The organism is Akkermansia sp. N21169 (assembly GCF_029854675.1).
Classification (GTDB): domain Bacteria; phylum Verrucomicrobiota; class Verrucomicrobiia; order Verrucomicrobiales; family Akkermansiaceae; genus Akkermansia.
On the sequence record NZ_JARWNC010000030.1, the window covers coordinates 55,240 to 73,461 of the forward strand.

General features: G+C 54.3%; 17 protein-coding genes. 10 read left to right on the forward strand and 7 right to left on the reverse strand.

What is annotated here, in order from left to right; all coding sequences use genetic code 11:
* Positions 1–7 precede the first annotated feature (7 nt).
* Positions 8–2,173, reverse strand: a complete 2,166-nt coding sequence (locus QET40_RS02985; protein ID WP_280125690.1) for an AMP-binding protein — start codon at positions 2,171–2,173, stop codon at positions 8–10.
* A 307-nt stretch (positions 2,174–2,480) separates the two neighbouring features.
* Here QET40_RS02985 and QET40_RS02990 point away from each other — a divergent pair, with 307 nt between their 5' ends.
* Entirely contained in the window at positions 2,481–3,425 is a 945-nt protein-coding gene (locus QET40_RS02990; RefSeq protein ID WP_280125691.1) for a peptidylprolyl isomerase, read from the forward strand.
* 88 nt (positions 3,426–3,513) lie between these two features.
* On the opposite strand, the gene QET40_RS02995 is transcribed toward QET40_RS02990, so the two are convergent.
* From QET40_RS02995 to QET40_RS03005, 3 genes are all read right to left on the reverse strand, one after another.
* Entirely contained in the window at positions 3,514–3,789 is a 276-nt protein-coding gene (locus QET40_RS02995) for a hypothetical protein (protein WP_280125692.1), read from the reverse strand.
* Between the two features lie 18 nt (positions 3,790–3,807).
* Positions 3,808–4,104, reverse strand: a complete 297-nt coding sequence (locus tag QET40_RS03000; protein WP_280125693.1) for a MarR family winged helix-turn-helix transcriptional regulator — start codon at positions 4,102–4,104, stop codon at positions 3,808–3,810.
* A gap of 187 nt (positions 4,105–4,291) precedes the next feature.
* Positions 4,292–4,897, reverse strand: a complete 606-nt coding sequence (locus tag QET40_RS03005) for a hypothetical protein (RefSeq protein WP_280125694.1) — start codon at positions 4,895–4,897, stop codon at positions 4,292–4,294.
* A 220-nt stretch (positions 4,898–5,117) separates the two neighbouring features.
* On the opposite strand from QET40_RS03005, the gene QET40_RS03010 reads away from it, so the two are divergent.
* The 6 genes from QET40_RS03010 to QET40_RS03035 are packed head-to-tail and all read left to right on the forward strand — an operon-like array spanning position 5,118 to position 9,160.
* A complete protein-coding gene (locus tag QET40_RS03010) occupies positions 5,118–5,396 on the forward strand; it encodes a hypothetical protein (protein WP_280125695.1) in 279 nt (92 codons plus the stop codon).
* The gene (locus QET40_RS03015; RefSeq protein WP_280125696.1) at positions 5,393–5,830 is read left to right on the forward strand and encodes a hypothetical protein; all 438 of its coding nucleotides are present in this window, start codon (positions 5,393–5,395) and stop codon (positions 5,828–5,830) included. Before QET40_RS03010 ends, QET40_RS03015 begins: the two co-directional genes overlap by 4 nt.
* Before the next feature lie 33 nt (positions 5,831–5,863).
* The gene (locus QET40_RS03020) at positions 5,864–6,070 is read left to right on the forward strand and encodes a hypothetical protein (RefSeq protein WP_280125697.1); all 207 of its coding nucleotides are present in this window, start codon (positions 5,864–5,866) and stop codon (positions 6,068–6,070) included.
* Between the two features lie 33 nt (positions 6,071–6,103).
* Entirely contained in the window at positions 6,104–7,813 is a 1,710-nt protein-coding gene (locus QET40_RS03025) for a portal protein (RefSeq protein ID WP_280125698.1), read from the forward strand.
* Positions 7,810–8,166, forward strand: a complete 357-nt coding sequence (locus QET40_RS03030; protein WP_280125699.1) for a hypothetical protein — start codon at positions 7,810–7,812, stop codon at positions 8,164–8,166. The genes QET40_RS03025 and QET40_RS03030 overlap by 4 nt, the downstream gene beginning before the upstream one ends.
* Before the next feature lie 25 nt (positions 8,167–8,191).
* Positions 8,192–9,160 (forward strand): hypothetical protein, encoded by a 969-nt coding sequence (locus QET40_RS03035; RefSeq protein ID WP_280125700.1) that lies wholly within the window; start codon positions 8,192–8,194, stop codon positions 9,158–9,160.
* A 74-nt stretch (positions 9,161–9,234) separates the two neighbouring features.
* Here QET40_RS03035 and QET40_RS03040 read toward each other — a convergent pair whose 3' ends face one another.
* The 3 genes from QET40_RS03040 to QET40_RS03050 all read right to left on the reverse strand — a co-directional run bounded on the left by QET40_RS03040 (position 9,235) and on the right by QET40_RS03050 (position 11,720).
* On the reverse strand, positions 9,235–10,011 hold the full coding sequence (locus QET40_RS03040; RefSeq protein WP_280125701.1) for a ParA family protein: 777 nt from the start codon (positions 10,009–10,011) through the stop codon (positions 9,235–9,237).
* Positions 10,012–10,115: 104 nt separating this feature from the next.
* Entirely contained in the window at positions 10,116–11,327 is a 1,212-nt protein-coding gene (trpB, locus tag QET40_RS03045) for a tryptophan synthase subunit beta (RefSeq protein WP_345783049.1), read from the reverse strand.
* Positions 11,328–11,489: 162 nt separating this feature from the next.
* Complete coding sequence (locus QET40_RS03050) at positions 11,490–11,720, reverse strand: RNA-binding protein (RefSeq protein ID WP_280125703.1); 231 nt, start codon at positions 11,718–11,720, stop codon at positions 11,490–11,492.
* 159 nt (positions 11,721–11,879) lie between these two features.
* Here QET40_RS03050 and QET40_RS03055 point away from each other — a divergent pair, with 159 nt between their 5' ends.
* The 3 genes from QET40_RS03055 to uvrA all read left to right on the forward strand — a co-directional run bounded on the left by QET40_RS03055 (position 11,880) and on the right by uvrA (position 18,210).
* Positions 11,880–12,131 (forward strand): hypothetical protein, encoded by a 252-nt coding sequence (locus QET40_RS03055; protein WP_280125704.1) that lies wholly within the window; start codon positions 11,880–11,882, stop codon positions 12,129–12,131.
* Positions 12,132–12,149: 18 nt separating this feature from the next.
* Positions 12,150–12,362: a hypothetical protein gene (locus tag QET40_RS03060; RefSeq protein WP_280125705.1), complete on the forward strand. Its 213-nt coding sequence runs from the start codon at positions 12,150–12,152 to the stop codon at positions 12,360–12,362.
* A 298-nt stretch (positions 12,363–12,660) separates the two neighbouring features.
* Entirely contained in the window at positions 12,661–18,210 is a 5,550-nt protein-coding gene (uvrA, locus tag QET40_RS03065) for an excinuclease ABC subunit UvrA (RefSeq protein WP_280125706.1), read from the forward strand.
* Positions 18,211–18,222: the final 12 nt, after the last annotated feature.

Sequence of the window (18,222 nt, forward strand, 5' to 3'; positions counted from 1 at the left end):
GGGGGAATTAAATGTCGTGCTGGGTGAGCTTCAGGGCTTCGTAAGCGATTTGCTTGCACTTGGCCAGATCAAGCTTGCCCGTGGGCAGAATCGGGATTTCGTTGACGGGAATGATCTCCTTCGGACACCATATCGCCGGATTGCCTTGATCCAGAAGGGCATACCGTAACGACATGATTTGCTGGGGAATATACTCGCGAATGGTCGTGGAAAGCATGGCGATGGCCTCGCCTCTTTGCTGATCGGGGATGGAGACGACGGCTAGATGGCGTTCTTCATCTCCCGGATCCATATGGAAGGCTTGCATGAGGGCGGCTTCCACGGCTTCGTGGGAAACCATTTCTCCGGCGATTTTCGAGAACCGAGCGAGTCTGCCTTCAATACGCAGGAACCCCTGCATGTCGCAGGAGCCGATATCTCCCGTACGGAACCATCCGTCCTGGAATATCTGGCGGTTGAGTTTCTCTTTGCCGAGGTAACCGCCAAAAATGTTGACCCCTTTCAGCCAGATCATCCCCTTGTAGTTCATGGGGAGGCGTTTGTCGCTGTATGGATCGGTGATGCGGACGGCAATTCCAGGCAGACATTCTCCGACGGAGTTTTTCTTGAATCCGGGGATGACGTGGGGAGAACCGGGAACGGGTTTCGGATTCTCGAAATTGACCGCACAGACGGGAGACGCCTCAGAAAGGCCATAGCCTTCCAGCGGAGTTACGGCAAATTTATCAGTGAAGGACTTGGCGAGATCCGCCGGAAGTTTTTCTGCTCCTACAATGAGGTACTGTACTCCGCTGAACGTGTCGGCTGGGCAACGACGCATGAATCCGCGCAGGAATGTGGGCGTTGAGACGACCAGGCCGGTATTATACAGCTTGATCAATTCTCCTAGACGCTTGACTTCCACCGGGGAGGGGTAGGTGACGTAGTCGTGTCCGGCTATTAAAGGAAAGAAGAGACCGATGGTAATACCGAAGCCGTGGAAGACGGGCAGGGAACTCAGGAAACGGCTTTTGGGTTTCAGGACAATTCGAGAGGCGCACTGGGCAATGTTGCCCATGATGTTGCGGTGGGAGAGAGGAACTCCCTTCGGTTCGCTGGATGAGCCGGAGGTAAAGAGGAGGATGGCCTCGTCTTCCGCTGAAAAGTCGTCGAGCTTCAACCATTTGATCAGCATGTGGGCCGGTGTGATGCGGGAGATGATGACCCAGCGGGCTACACTCTTGGAGATTCCCTGCAGTTCACGTTCAATGAAAATCAGGTCTCTCTGGGGCGGCCAGGGGAAAGCCTGGAGTTTGCGCATGAAGGTATCCGCCGTAATAAACCGTTCGATGCCCGATTGGACGACGGCACTTTTGAACGCGCTTTCCGAGTTGGCGTAGTTGATGTTGACGGGCACTTTGCCGGCGAAGATGCAGGCCAGGTTGGCGATGGTGGCACCCTTGCCAGGCGGAAGAATGATACCGATGCGGCGGTCGGAGGTAATTTGGGTCAGCCTTTTGGAAAAGGCGATGGAGGCGCCGAGGAGCTTGCCGAATGTGAGGGTGGAGTCGTCGATGCCGTCGATAATGCGGGCATCCATGTGCTGCTTCATTCCCGTAAGGACGGCAGCGGCCAGGGAGCCTTGCAATTGAGGAAGGGTGGCGAACTGATCGGCGGAGGCTTCCATCCAGGCTTCGGCTGTTCGTGTAGCGATATCGGGTCCTTCCTCCAGCTTGGGGAGAATGGATATGTAGGTAGTCCCTTCAGATTCCGTAGGTACTTCAGCTTTCAGAATGGAGGATCCGTAATAGGCGACAAATACCGGAGTGGGAGGGATGTTGAAGTCTCCCAGGGCTTCTAGAATGTAGTCGGGGATATGGCAGAGGGAACCTTTGATTGAAGAGACAACGCCGGGAAGATAAATAATGGTTTTGTGGTCGGCGAGTTTTTCCTGGAGAAAATCCCGCAGTTTTTTTAGGTCGCTCATATCCACCCGGAAAGAAATGCCGGCGGAGGACTTTGCGTTCAGATAGTGTTCGACGGGAGAGTCCAGGGGGCATGTCTCTTCCATCAGGTAAAAGGCGTTGGCGGTTCCGACTTGTTTTTCAAGGGCGAGCAGAGCCTTGAGCGAAATTTTGTTGAGGATCAGGAAGTCTCCCTGTCCTGTCAGATTGTGTTGTCCTGTCAATGGCATGATGCAGATGTGGGGGAAAGTCGGTCTCGGGTCATTGTAACTGCATCCTGTGACAATTCAAGATGGAATGCCGGCGCATCCCGAATGACGGGGATGAAAAAAGACGGAGAATCGTGCTTGCCAAGGTCGTCCTCTCATGGCTTGATGCGGTAAGCCTGTTTCTGCATTAGCATTTATGATGACGAATCCATTCCGGAAGTTTGCCTTCAAACTCACATTTTATTCCTTATTTCTCCTTTATATAGTAGGGGATCTTTATGTATGGGACGGGTATCTTTCCGGGAGATTCCGGGCGCATTTCAAGCCGATGGACAACCCGTTCAACGATAATTCGGATGCGATCGCTCTCGTTTACGGGGAACCTATTACCAGAAACCAGCTTGAACGCCGCAAGGCGGAAATCGCCTACACGCGCGGATGGCGCCGGGGGTGGGATCCCACTTCGTCAGAAGTGTTGACTCCCCAGCAGCAGGAGACTTTGCGCATTCAGGCTATGTACGACTTGGTTGAAGCTGCCCTGCTGCGTTTGAAAACGCGTACCAATGACATGAGGCTGCCCGATCAGGGAGAATTGTCCGGCCGGTATTTTAAGGAGCTCCGAGCGCGTTTCCCAGAAGGGGAACAGGCGTTTCTTGAGGCGCTTCATGTGCAGGAACTAACTGATAAGGAGTTGGCTGACAAGATTACAGCTCGCTTGAAACAGCAGGCGATGCTAGTTCGGAGCATTGATGAGTCGGTGCCCGTGTCCGATACGGATCTCAAGGTTTATTATGATCGCGTCCGGGAAAAAATCAAGGTTCCCCGCCACCGTACGCTCAAACACATTTTCAAGGCGGGTCTGCACCATGATTCCAGTGAGGTCAAGAAGAAGATGGAGGCTGTGGCTGCCGAATTGCAAAGCGGAGTTTCATTTTCCGATCTGGCGGCAAGGCACAGTGAGGACACTGCCACCGCCAGGAAGGGCGGGGAACTGGGCGTGGTGACGGCAGACAGGAAGGATTTGCTGAAGGGTGTAGATTTATTTGCCCTCCCCGACGGCGAGCCAGTGCTGGTGGAAAGTCCTTTGGGCTGGCACATTTTCCAGGCCGGACCTGTTGTCGAGGAGAGAATCCCTTCTTTTGAAGAGGCAAAACCGACATTGAAGAGTGCGCTGGAGAGTGTTCGGCGTGATCGTGCGGCAAGTCTTTATGCCGATGAACTTCGGCGGGAGGCTCATGCCAAAAAGAGGATTATTGTTTCGGACGCAAAGTAGGTTTTTCCCTTTTTGACGGTTCCATGCAAACGCCCCCGGAGGAGACTTGTCCGCCGGGGGCGCGTTGTTGCGAATACGGGAACCGTACTCAAGTAGTTTGGGTGGGAGGCTCTTCGTTGGTTTCCGCTTGACGGAAAACAGGATTGGGTGGAGGCAGTGTCGCCAGGAGGTGGAGCAGGCTGTCCCTGTCCGTCCGGCGTTTTTTCTCGTTGTGTTCTTCCTCCTCCTGTTGAATGGCTGCAAGTTTGGTGTCTTCCACGAGGGCTTTGAATTTGTCCGCCTGGGAGTATTCTCCTGTTTCATTACGGAAGATGTCGGCGAGCCAGAGCCGTTTTTCCCTGATACTCAGAAGGTCGTTGTCCATGCTGTGCGACGGGGCGTTTTATCGATTGTTGTTGTCGTTGTTGTTTCGGAGCAGCCGGATGCAGATGGTATTGCCATTCTTCGTTGTGCGATAAACGTAGGGGCGTTCGTCTCCGAATTTACGGACGTATCCCTGGCCGATCAGATCCCTGAGGATATTCGTGACCGTATTGGGATGGAGCCCCGTATGCTCGACAATGGTGCTATGCCGGTGATGACCGGATACGATGGACAAGATCACCTGGGCGCTGCTGAGCCTGAAGTTTGCCAACCGGACATTGGAGGCAAAGTTCTGGATGCATTCGATGGCTTTCATATCGGTGTTTTTATTTGTGCCTCGGCATGAGGCCGTATTGTGGATAACTGCTTGTTCCGCGATGGGTGAAGATTGTTTATTCTCACCTTGTTCCCGTGTTATTCACAAGTTGTCCACAGTACTTGAATATATTGTTTATTGTTGTTGGTTAGTGTATTATATTATGTTTTGATAGGAGTTGTTGCAATTATTCACATATCCGGCGCGGGTTATTCACACGGTTTCCGAGAATCCGCTTGAGCGGATGGGTATCGTTGGAATGTGACTGGACGGCATTGGTCGTGGCGGCCAGAGGCAGGATGACCTTGTGGAATTCCTGAGCAAGGCTTTGTCTGAGACTCTGGCTGGTAGTCAGAGGGACGGCGAGTTTTTCCGCCAGGTGGGTAACCAACGCTTCCGTGAAGAGCGGATCGAATAATTCTCCGTCTTCCAGATCGGCGATGTAGGAGATTCGGAGGCTGGAGGCACGCGCCAGGATCCGTCTTCCCTGGAGAGTCCAATCGTTGCAATCGACATCAAGTACGCGCAGGCAGTCTGATGGCAGATTGAACCGTGCCGCATAAGGCGAGTTGGTATCCATATCTGCTTCTGGGTACAGGGTGGTGCTGCGGGTGGCGAATGTCCACCTGGCGAGTGTCAGAGTTTCCCTTCGTGCCGGATGATAGTGGAGGTGGCAATAGCGTGCTGCCGACGATTGGTTGGGATTCAGCGATATCAAGGGTGCTTCGCCAATCCGGCTTAAGGCGGCGTTGCAAATGCCGAGTACGCTGTAGGGCGATTCTTCGTATTTCATAATGTTCTGTTGATCTCTTCCTTGACCGGAGACGGTGGGGGAACATTGACTTGGAACCCTCCGCGTTCCGGAATTCAGTCACTTTTACGGGAAAAAACAGAATTTGGCTTCTTGTATTCGAAGTGGGGAATACCTGCCTCCGAGGTGTTGTCTGCGGCACGTATTGCGCTGGTCTCAAATATGATGTGAAATTTGGAAAATATGGTTATTTGTTCAACGCATGAGCGAGAAATTGCCAAAACAGAAGATAAGATCCCGGAAGCAATCCCGCTTGATCCGGGAGAATGTACGTGTCGGAGAGACCTACCGTGCAACGGTGCTTTCTGGAGGTTGCCTGGAAGTAAAAGCCGGAAAAACGTCCGGGATTTGCTATGGGGTGGTCGTTGGGAAGACGAGTATTGTTTTCCGGGCCGTATCGCCCGTGCTGCAAATGGAGTGGTTGGGGAAGTCCGTTGGCAGACAGGAAGTTGTCATGATGGATAATCCTTATCTGGTATGAACGAAGAGTATTTCCAACCTCGCCCGGAAGACTGGGCGGATGCCCGGGAGATGACCAGGCGTTACTATGCATGGGCAGGCCGTTCTGCGGAGAAGGATTTCTTGCTTCACTTGGAGCGAGGAGTTCTGGTGAATGAGAGCGGACTTGTCCTGATGGCTCGTCCCGTGTTTTCCCGGGACTTCCGTGCTCATATCATCAACCCCGAATACAGTTATGATGAAAAAGGATGCGATGCCTGGTTCATCCACTTCATGGCGGGGAAGCCTCTTCTGGTCCCCCGGTTTGTGCCGGATTACGCAAGGTTTCCTCTGGCCGGATTCATCCGGGGCGGGCGATTGCGGAACCGTCCTGCATTTTATCCGGTGGAACGGACTCTGAGGCTTGCCTGCCAAGGAAGAAGCATCTGCCATGACAACAACGATTCCAACCAATAATAACAAAAGAAAGAACAACACGATATGGGATTCATGAAAACACCATCCATACCTGTAGCCCCGACTCCTGCCCCCCCCGTGCAGAAGGAAGAGGTGCTGCAGGATACCGCCGGGGATTACAACGCGAGAGTCAGAAGGCGGAAAACGCTTCTCTCTACCGTGATGCATGACCGGGGAGAAGCCGAGGCCAGCCTTCGGGAGCTTTCTTCTCCCGGAGAATTGAGGAAAACACTCGGGTGACGATTTTTCGTCGCTCTATCGACAACTACGATTATGGTTCAATCCAATCAATTGGAATCCACCTTGGCTGCCTTCTCTTCTCTGAAGACAGCCCGCGCTCCCTGGGAGCCTTGGTGGGATGCCCTGCGGGAGTATGTCCTGCCCCGCAGGGTCTCGGAGGAGGAAGAATCTTCCCTTCCCGGCGGCACTGCCGGAGAACACCTCTACGACACGACAGCTGTGGAGGCATGCCAGAAGCTGGCTAGCGGGCATATGAGTTACATTACCCCGAGTCATGAAGTCTGGTTCAAATGGGCCGCTCCCGACGGTATTGGCGGGGATGAGGCGGAAAGCTGGTACAACGAATGTTCGGAAATTGCACTCAAGGAATTATCGGTTTCCAATTTTTATACGGAAATCCACGAATGTTTTCTTGACCGCGTCGCTTTCGGTACGGGGAGTTTGTACTCCGGTGTGAGTTCTACGGGGGCTTTGATGTTCACCCACATTCCCTGCGGCAGATTTTGCTGTGCAGAAAATGAAGAAGGAAAGGTGGATACGTACTTCCGCGAGTTTTCGTTGAGCGCCTACCAGGCGGAACGGATGTTCGGACGGAGGAACCTCGGCCCCAAAGCCCGCAAAATCATTGAAGAAGGCAATGACCTCCATACCGCCGTTTTGCGCTTCCTGCATGCCGTCCGTCCCAGAGTGTCCAGAAACAGGAAACGGGAGGATGCCCTCAATATGCCGTACGAAAGCCTTTATATTTCCCTTGATGACCGTACGCTGACGGAAGAGGGAGGATATCGGGAGTTTCCATACCTGGTAAGCCGGTTCTTGAAATGGGGGGATACCCCTTATGGACTGGCTCCGGGGAGGCTTGTTTTTCCGGAAATTCGGCAAGCTCAATTTCTCAACAGGATACTTGATACACTCGGTGAAGTGGCCGCCTTCCCCCGCATTCTGGAACTTGCCAACCAAATCGGCGAGGTCGACATGCGTGCCGGAGGCCGCACGGTCATTACTCCCGAAGCCGCTTCATTGCATCTGCCGAAGGAGTGGGCTACTCAGGGAAGATATGACATCGGCATGGATCGCCTGGACAAGAAACAGGATGCCATCCGTAGAGCTTTCTACCTTCCTATGCTGGAGTTGTGGGGTAGCCGGGCCGGATCAATGACAGCGACGGAGGTGATGGCCCGGGAAAACGAACGAGTTCTGATGTTTTCTCCGTCTTTTACATTGTTTGTCAGCGACCTGTACCCGATCATGTGTCGCATTTTCGCACTTCTTTTCCGGCAGGGAAAATTTCCCCGGCCACCCGAGGCTGTGATGAAGAAGGGAGCAGACGGACTTCTGGGTATCGGCGAACCGCGTGTCGTGTACCAGTCCCGGATTGCCCTGGTGTTGCGCCGTATCCAGAGCGAAGGAATCGACAGGAGCCTTCAGCGCCTGGGAATGATGAGCTCCTATTCTCCCGGTTTGCTGGACCATGTGGACTGGGATGCCTGTTTCCGTATGGCGTGCCGGTTTGACGGGGCGCCGGAGAAAATGCTGAAGAGTATGAAAGAGGTGCGGAAAATTCGCCGGGAACGAGAAGAAGAATCGCGCCAGACAGTGGCCGGACAAAACGGCGAATCTACCCAGATGCAGCAGGATGAAAGCGGGAATAGTGAAGCACTGGCCTCTCTCCTGGCCGAATTGACCGGACAGAACGCATCTCCGTCCGTGTCTTCAATACCGGAAGGAGGCATGATGCCATGAATGAATATCCTGTACCGTATCGTACGGAGGGAAACGGAAAGGAAGGGATTCTGGAAGAATGCCTGTTCTTGCAAAAAAGCCGCCGCCGGCAGCTTTTACGTGTGATGGGTTCCGAAGAAGGAGGGGAAGTCCTGAAGGAACTGGAAAGACATTTCGAGGTTCATTTGCCCGTCTTTCAAGGGCAATCCGGCTCATTCGATCCTCTGGATGCCATGCGGCGTGATGCGTACCGGGAGGTCTTCCTCTATGTACGGCATCAATTGAATCTTGCCCGGAGGGAGAGGGAAAGCGTTCCTGAACCTTTGGAGGAAGAAATGGAAACGGAGGCCGGATTCCGGACTCCTGAACAATAAGCAACAACAATAATAATCAAATCATATGGAACAACAAAACCAAGATAAGGAACAACTCAGGAAAACCCTCCTGCAAGATGCCGCTGCAGCTCCCGAAGCTGAACAGCAGCCCGGGCTCGCATCTGCCGGAGAGGAAACGAATAACATGCCGGATTCTCCCGCCAGGGAGACCTCTGCGGATGTATCACCGGAAAATTCTTCGGATATTCCGTTTCCGGTCGTAGACGGCATTGTTACTCCGGACGGAAATTTCGTACCGGAATGGTATAAGAAATTCGAGGAGCTCAAGGATGTCGAGAAATCGCTGACTAAATTCCGTTCCCCGGCAGCTTTGGCTAAAAGCTATGCTGCCATGGAGAAGATGCGGAATTATCCCGGACATGATCAAAAAGACAGGATGGTGACCTTTCGCCGTATGGTGGGGTTGCCCGATACGTGCGAGGAATTTTCCCTGGAGTGTCCGGAAGGCATCTCTCCGGAGGAATGGAACACAGAGATGGCCCGTGACATGGCCGGCATTGCCTACGAGTACGGCGTGCCTCCACAGGCTATGGCTGCCCTTAGCCAGAGATATGCCGTGGAATACCAGAAGGCTGCTGCCGATGCTCAGGCCCGGCTGGAAGAACAGATGAACATTGCGGAACAATCTCTCCAGCAGGAGTGGGGGGGGGCCTATGAACGCAATATGAGGCAGGCGGCCACGATGGTGGAGAGACTGTCGGAACGCGCAGGCATTGATGCTTCCGAATTGATGGAGAATCCTTCTTTCGGCGGCAATCCCGAGTTCATCCGCCTGATGAGGGAGGTTGCTCTCATGGTTGGAGAATCTCCCTTGAAGGGAGAAAGTACTCCGGCACCGGATTCCTCCAATGAGGCCAGGCGTATTGAGTCGGATCCCGCGCATCCACTTCACGATGCCTACATGAACGTCAACCACCCCAATCACAAGTTTGCTAACGAAACCTATGATCGCATGATCTTTGGCAGGAGGTAAGTTATTAAGGAACAATAAAACACCACAGTTGAATTTTAGAATTTAACTGTGGTGTTTGTTTTTCATTGGAAGGTTTATTTATGCTTTTTATGTCGCTTGACGAAAAGTTTGGCGGCAGCCATGTAAGCTTGGGAAGCGATACCGGCAGGGTCGTGTTCAAAGATGGTTCTGCCAAAGCTCGGGGCTTCGCCGAGGCGGATGGAACGAGGGATGACAGTGGAGTAGAGGGTGTCGGGCAGGTACTGCTGGACTTGCTCGACGACTTGTCTGGAAAGGTTGGTGCGACCATCGTACATGGTCATCAGCACTCCTTCATGCCGTAGGGTCGGATTGACGCCGGAAAGGCATATTTGTGAGATGACATGCAGGATTTTGGCAAGTCCTTCCAAGCCGAACCACTCGCATTGAAGGGGGGTTAGGACTTCATCGCAGGCGGCGAGGGATGAGGTCATCAGGACGCCGAGGGAAGGAGGTGTGTCGAGAATGCAGAAGTCGTAATTGTCTGCATCACGGAGAGGTTGGAGAGTTTCCCTGAGGCGGACGAGGTGGTTGCCCGACTGGGCAAGTTCGATTTCCACTCCTGCCAGATCCATGTTGGCCGGGATGAGTGACAAGTTTTTACGTCCGGTTTCGAGGATACATTCTTCAATGGACTGGGAACCGATCAGGGCCGGGTAAAGGCTGGTGCCTTCGGGGGCATCTATACCGAGTCCGCTGGTAGCGTTGGCCTGCGGGTCAAGATCGATAAGCAGGATCTTCTTTTTCAACTGGGCAAGGGCTGCGGCCAGATTGATGGCTGTCGTTGTTTTTCCGACCCCGCCTTTCTGGTTGGCAATGGCGATGACGTTCATAGTGGTGTGATGGGGAGGGTGGAGAGACTGAGCGCCGGACGGTTGTTGGGGGCAACAGAACCATCCGGCGCTCGGGATGTGGATAACTGGACTGGCCGGATGTTTTAACGGTCGTCTCCGTAGCCGTAGTGTTCGGCGACGTAATCGACGTCTTTGTCTCCGCGCCCTGAACAATTGATCAGGATGGCTCCGGACTTCATGGTTTTGGCGAGTTTCATACCGTAGGCAACGGCATGTGAACTTTCCAAGGCCGGGATGATCCCTTCATAGCGGGAGAGTTTGAAGAAGGCGTCGATGGCTTCGTCATCCGTGACTGTATCATAGGTGACACGACCGATGTCGTGCAGGTAGGCATGTTCTGGGCCGACGGACGGATAGTCCAGGCCGCTGGCGACGGAATGGACGGGGGCCGGATTTCCTTCTTCGTCCTGAAGCATGATGCTTTCGAATCCGTGCAGGATGCCTTTTTTCCCGTAGGTGATTGATGCGGAGTGGTCACCGAGTTTCGGGCCTTTGCCGAGAGGTTCGACACCGTAGATGTCGACGGGATCACCAAGGAAGGCGGTGAAGAAGCCCATGGAATTGCTGCCGCCGCCGACACAGGCGCAGATGGCGTCCGGAAGGAGTCCGGTCATTTCCAGGAATTGTTCACGTGCTTCAACGCCGACGCACATCTGGAAATCTCGGACCATGAGAGGGAAGGGATGAGGGCCTACGACGGAGCCGATGCAGTAGATGGAATCCTTGTAGCTTTCAAGGTAGGAACGAAAGGCGGAGTCCACTGCTTCCTTAAGTGTCGCATTGCCTTCCGTGACGGGGATGACTTTGGCACCGAGGATTTTCATACGGGTGACGTTGGGCGCTTGTTTGGCGATGTCGACGGCTCCCATGTGTACTTCACATTCCAATCCGAAGAAGGCGGCAGCTGTTGCCAGGGCAACGCCGTGTTGCCCGGCTCCCGTTTCGGCAATAAGTTTCTTTTTTCCCATGTATTTGGCCAGAAGTCCTTCTCCCATGCAGTGGTTAAGCTTGTGAGCGCCCGTGTGGTTGAGGTCCTCGCGCTTGAGGTAGAGCTGGCACGTACCCAGCAGGCGGGAGAGGCGTTCGCAATGGTAGACCGGCGTAGGACGTCCCTGGAACTGGCGCCGGATGCGGCGCAGTTCGTTGATGAATTGGGCGGAATGGCAGATGGCTTGGTAGGCCTCCGCAATTTCCTGAAAGGCGGGAAGGAGTTCCGGTGGGAGGTACATGCCTCCGTATTCGCCAAAATAGCCGTTTTCGTCAGGGAAGTTGCGCAGGTAGGTATTGAGATTGATGTCCATGTCGTATGTTATTGAAAATGGTGCGGAAGTCGGGAAAGAAACTCGGGGACGGGATGACAGAGCATTCCGCGTCAATGATGAATCGGAACGGGAACCCCATCTTCAAAAAAGGGAGACTGAAACAGTCTCCCTTGATGAAGGTTTGGGATGATGCATTTATTCCTCTTCTTCTCTTTCCTGAGAGGAAGAAGAAACGGATTTGCGTATATCCTGCAATGCAGCGATGAAGTCATCCAGAATTTCGGCGGGAACCATAATGCGGTCCCGGTTGGAACTGACCTTTTCAGTAATGCGGATTACCTGTCCTCTGGAATTCTGCTTGAGATCCAAAAAGAAAGTTTTGCGATCGGCTATGATTTTTTCAGTACAAATAATATCGTCCTCCACGGTCGTTTAACGAGCCTCCGGTTTGGTTAGGATTTCTGTATAAACCCGAAGCCCCCGCCGGGTCAAATCAATTTTCCTGCAGGCTGTGTCACGGTTTCGACGTGATGAAAACCTTTTGGACGGGATGACGGAGAAGGGGGGCCTTCTTACCGTGGTGTCATGTCTGACCTGACACAACAACAAAAGGAAAAAGTGCGGGAATACCGTGAACAGGCAGAACGGAAGTTGGCAGACCGCGGGATGAAACCCGTGTGGGCCAGGATTCTGTCCTACCTGATAGCGGCTTTGCTTGCCGGGGCCATAGGCTGGCTGTCCGGCTGCAGCGGATCGTTGACGTGGGATTTCCCAAGCGACGATGGATTGCCGTACGATGGAAAAACAAGACAACAACCGGTTGCGGAGGAGGCTTGAGAAGGTATGTGCGAATACTTGAAAAGTCTTTCCACCGGACAGCTGGCCAAAATGGGCGTCGGTGCCGTGTTTGCCGTCGCGTTCGGGGTCGTGTACCACGATTACCGGACATTGGCGGAGAAACATGCCGAGGTCTTGCGCGAAGCTTCTGTTTCCATTTCGGAGATGGCGCTGAGTATCAGGGATTTGGCCAATCGGGTCGATAAACTCGAAGGAAGGAGGGATTATTAGTGTAATTTGATGTAAAATTGTATGACAAAAAGCTAATCAAAAAAATGAACACAGGAATGTTTCCTGTTGTCTTACCCACATAAGCAACATGGTTTCCAAATGAAGGAGAGAGCATTTGGGGACCCTCACTAGAGAAAGTGTTGGTTTCATAGGTAGTAGTAAACGGATAACGCCTGTATGCTTGATGGCATGCGGGCGTTTATTCTTGTGGTCGTTGATGGAGTCAAAAACACGTCCTGTTTTTAACATGACTTCCAGAGAACTGGAATGATTCCAGGGAAAGTGCTAGCTTGCGCTCATGAGCAGTGACCGCAGGTCCATTTCGATTCGTGGAGCCCGAGAGCATAATTTAAAGAATGTTGATGTAGATATTCCTCTGGGGGCGTTAACTGTGGTAACGGGGCCGTCGGGATCCGGAAAAACGAGTCTGGCGATGCATACTTTGTATGCCGAGGGGCAACGGCGTTATATGGAAACGTTTTCCCCCTATGTCCGGCAGTTCATGGACAGGATGAAGAAGCCCGATGTGGACTCCGTTGGCAATATCCTCCCGGCAATTGCCTTGCAGCAGCGCAATTCAATCCGCACGTCGCGCTCGACTGTGGGTACGATGACGGGACTGCATGAGTACTGGAAGTTCATTTTTTCCCGCCTGGCCGTAGGGCATGACCCGGAGACGGGGAGGGAGGTTCATCCGATGACGCCGGCCGAGATTTGTGACAAGGCTTTTGCCTCATGGCCGGAGGGGTGCAATCTTCTTGTGGCTTTTTGCGTTCGCAGGCCGGAAGGCATGGATGACGAAGCCATGCGCCGCGATTTGTCCGCGCAGGGATATGTGCGGGTTCTGGCAGCCGGAAAGCCGGAACGCTTGGAGGAGGATTCTCCTGCCGGCTTGGCGAGCGGAATTGCTTCTGCTGATGCCGAGGACGGCGTGGTGGTTATTCAGGACCGTATCCGCCTGGTGGAAGGCTCCCGAAAACGCCTGATGGAGGCCGTGGACGCGGCGATGAATCTGGGAGGAAATGTCGTGTGGCTGATTCCCTCCACGGATGGAGCGGAGTGGGGGGATCCGGTGTCTTTCCGCGGCGACTGGTTCCCGCTGATGGAACCCGTTCCGGGGTTGTTTTCATCCAATTCTCCCCTGGGGGCCTGTCCGGCATGCAAAGGCTATGGACGCATTATTTCCATTGATTATTCACGGGCTATCGACCCGGCTCGCAGCCTGAAGGACGGCGCCCTGCACATTTTTGAATCAGGGCGCGTGGCCGAATGCAAAAAGGATCTGATGCGTGCGGTCAAACGCGTGGGCGGCATTCGAACGAATGTCCCGTGGAACAAGCTGACGGACAGGGAACGCAGCTGGGTGATGGAGGGAGAAACTCCCGATTGGAGGGCTGCGTGGGAAGAGGACAAGTGGTATGGCCTGGTCGGTTTCTTTAAGGCTTTGGAGTCCCAGACGCACAAGATGATGATTCGTGTCTGGCTGAGTAAATTCCGTGAATATTCGACTTGTCCGGAATGTTGCGGCAGGCGTCTGCGAAAGGAATCCATGTGTTTTACAATCGACGGAAAAACGCTGCCGGATCTTCACGGAATGCCTATGGACGAATTGCTCGCATGGGTGGATGATCACATTGTACCTCATGCCGGCAATGATTCGTCATTAAAAAACGCGGTTGCTGAATTGCGTTCTCGCATTGCGTATTTGAACGAGGTCGGACTTGGATATATCACGTCCGACCGCACGACACGTACCTTGTCCGGCGGGGAAATCGAACGCGTAAGCTTGACGACTTGCCTGGGGGCCTCTTTGACGGATACCCTGTTCGTGTTGGACGAGCCGACCGTCGGCTTGCATCCTCGCGACACGGGACGCCTGGTGGATGCCATGCGGCGTCTTCGTCACCGGGGCAATACGCTGGTAGTGGTGGAGCATGAGGAATCCGTTATGCGAGCTGCCGATTACCTGATCGATATGGGACCGGGTTCCGGAGCAGCGGGCGGAAAACTCGTATACTCCGGAGAACCGGAGGGAATTTCCGGTATCGATGAGTCCGTGACTGGTGCCTATCTGAGCGGAAGACAAAGTATTCCCATTCCGGAAAAACGCCTTAAGCCTGCCCGCTGGCTCCGTATTCGCGGAGCGTCATGCAACAATTTGAACGGCTTGGACGTGGATGTTCCCCTGGGGGTATACACCTGCCTGACGGGCGTGAGCGGTTCCGGTAAAAGTACACTGGCTCACGATGTCATTTATCTGAACAATTGCCGCTATCGCGGCGAATCGACGGAAGAACGTCCGGGCTGTGTGCGAAGCATTGACGGTTGGCAGCATCTTTCCCAGGCGGTCATGGTTGACCAGAGTCCGCTGATTCGTACGCCCCGTTCGACTCCTGCCGTGTACGCGGGTATTTTCGAAGATGTCCGCGCTTTGTTTGCCAAAACGGAAGCGGCCAGATCCCGAGGCCTGACAAACGGTTTTTTTTCCTTTAACCATGGGGATGGAAGATGTCCCCGGTGTGCCGGTATGGGGAGTGAAAAGGTGGAAATGCAGTTTTTGTCGGACATTTTCGTCCCGTGTCCTCTTTGCGACGGTACCCGGTATGGGCAGGAGGCTCTGTCCATCTACATCCGAGGCAAGAACGTGTCTGACGTGCTGCAGATGACCGCCCGGCAGGCGATGGAATTTTTTGCATGCGAACACTCGGCACAAGGCAGGCGCATCATGTCCAAACTCGACCTTCTGGTGCATGTCGGCCTGGGACATATTGTTCTTGGGCAGCCACTCAATACTCTGTCCGGAGGGGAAAACCAGCGGTTGAAGCTGGCCAAGATCCTGCTGGACGAAGATAAGAACAGCAAGGACGGCAAGGGAAAAGGTAAACTTCTGATTCTGGACGAACCGGGAACGGGGCTTCATTTCTCGGATCTTGACGTATTGCTGAAACTGTTCCGCCGCTTGACGGAATCCGGACATTCGGTACTGGTCATCGAGCACAATATGGAACTGGTCAAGACCGCGGACTATGTGATCGACCTTGGCCCGGAAGGCGGCGTAGGGGGAGGCCGTGTCGTGAGTGTCGGTACTCCGGAGGAAATCGTTGCCGCGCAGCAGGGATTTACTTGGAAATTCCTAGGAGATGCCTTGGAAGGAAGACCCGCCGAGTTCCCGGACAACAGTGAACCGGGGGAAGTAGACGACATTCCCGAAGGTGTTCTGGCCTTGCGAGGAGCCCGTCATCACAACCTCAAAAACGTGGATCTTGATGTCGTGCGCGGCGATATGACCGTGTTGACTGGCCTGTCGGGTTCCGGAAAGAGTTCCCTGGCCTTCGACATCTTTTTTGCCGAAGGACAGAGGCGTTTCATGGATGTCATGTCTCCTTACGCCCGTCAGTTCACCGAACAGATGGAAAGCCCGGATATCGACCGTCTGACAGGGCTGCCTCCGACTGTCGCCATTGAGCAGAATGTATCGCGCGGAGGAACCAAGTCCACGGTAGGAACGGTGACGGAAATCTGGCAGTTCCTGCGCCTCCTGTACGCCAAACTGGGAGTATGCTACTGCCCGAAATGCCAGGTGGAAGTCGGACGGCGTTCCGATGGGGAGGTTGTCGAACTGGTTTCCCGCCTGTTGACGGAACATGGCAGAGTCGCCTTGGCGGCTCCCGTCGTTCGTGGTCGCAAGGGGCATTACAATGATTTGGCAAAATGGGCGGCAGGCAAGGGTTACAAGGCTTTCTGGATTGACGGTGCCTGGGTGGATATGGACAACTTTGTGCCTCTGGACCGCTACTCCAACCACGATGTCGATCTTGTTACGGGACAGCCCGACCGGACAACATCTCCGCAGGAACTGGCGGATATGGTGGCTCAAGCTCTGGAGCTGGGCGAGGGATTCCTCCATGTGGTAACGGGTAAATCCTCCCGGAAAAATCCACCTTTGCTCCTGGGGACCAGGCTGGCTTGCCCTCAGTGCGGAGAGTCTTTCCCGGAACCGGAACCTTCGACATTTTCCTTCAACTCTCCCAGAGGGTGGTGTCCGTCCTGCCGCGGTCACGGCTTTGTGGCCGGTGTTCGCATGAAGGAAGAAGGGGCGGAGTCTCTGACTGAAGCGGAGTTGCGCTACGACCGCGATGTCGAGCGCAGCCTTGGGGATGAAGACTCCTCCCTGCGTGTCTGCCCGGATTGCGGAGGCGAACGTCTGAATGCCTTTGCCCGCAATGTACGCTTGCAGGGGATGCGGCCTGGGGAATTGTCTGCATTGTCCGCCGTGGATGCCGCCCGGCTTGTCTCATCGTGGCATTTTGACGGGCGTGAGGCTGTCATTGCTCGGGATTCCCTGGCGGAAATCATCCAGAGACTCGAATTTCTGGATCGCGTCGGTCTTGGCTATCTGTCTCTGGACCGCAGCGCGACGACGCTATCCGGCGGAGAAACCCAGCGCATTCGCCTGGCGGCTCAGCTCGGTTCCCACTTGCGTGGCATCCTTTACGTATTGGATGAACCGACGATTGGCCTGCACCCTCGCGACAACGACCGCTTGCTGGGAACTCTGGATGAATTGAAGCAGCGCGGCAACACTCTTCTCATTGTCGAACACGATGAGGAAACGATGCGGCGCGCCGATCACATTGTCGACCTGGGACCCGGAGCCGGCATCCATGGCGGTCGAATCATGGCCCAAGGCTCGTTTGCCGAAATTGCCGCTATGCCGGAATCCGTGACAGGCTTGGCTTTCCGGGAACGGCCTAAACATCCCTACCGCGGCCGACGCAGGAAAATTCCGGCAGCCACGGACAAAACCGGATGGTTGTCCATTGAAGGTTGCCGAGTCCATAATCTCAATGATATCCACGCCAGGATACCGATCGGTCTTCTGACGGTCATTACCGGCGTCTCCGGTGCCGGAAAGACGTCTTTGATGAACGATACCGTATACTGGGCGGCCCGTAGCGCTCTCGGAGAAAAGCTTGACCGTGAACGGCGTTCCGGCTGGGATACTGCCATGGGGTTCGGTTGCTTCCGGGCCGTGTACCAGGTAGATCAGTCTCCTATCGGCAAGACGCCGCGTTCGACACCGGCAACGTATGTCGGGTTCATGGATGACATTCGTACCCTCTTTGCCCAGACGGAGGATGCCAGGCGACTCGGTTTCGACAAAGGGCGCTTCTCCTTCAATACATCCCGCGGCGCCTGTGAATCGTGCAAGGGAACGGGCATGCAGAAACTGGAAATGGACTTTCTGCCTCCGTGTTATGTGAAGTGTCCCTCCTGCAATGGGAAACGCTACAATGACGCCACTCTGGCCGTCCGCTATAAAGGGAAGACCATTTCCGACGTGTTGGAAATGAATTTCGAGGAAGCCGCCGAATTCTTCGAATCCCAGCCGCGTATCGGCGCTCCTCTGCAATTGCTGGTGGATACCGGGTTGGGCTATCTGACTCTGGGACAGGCGTCCAACACCTTGTCCGGGGGCGAATCCCAACGCTTGAAACTGGTGGCTGAATTGATCAAGGGACTATTGATTTCCCGGCGAGCGACGTTGAAGGGCAGGGAATTGCCGAAAGACCTCTACCTCATTGAAGAACCTTCCATCGGGCTCCACCCCCACGACGTACGCCGTCTCATCGACGTCCTGCACCGCCTTGTGGATCAAGGCAACACCGTCGTCGTCATCGAACACAACACTGAAATCATGGCGGAAGCCGACTACATCATCGACATGGGCCCCGGACCGGGTGATGAAGGAGGCTCTATCGTAGCGGCAGGAACGCCGGAACGCATTGCCGGAGGTAAGTCACCTACGGCTCGCTACATTGCGGAGGAGTTGAAGGAGAAGGAGTAACGAAACGTTTTT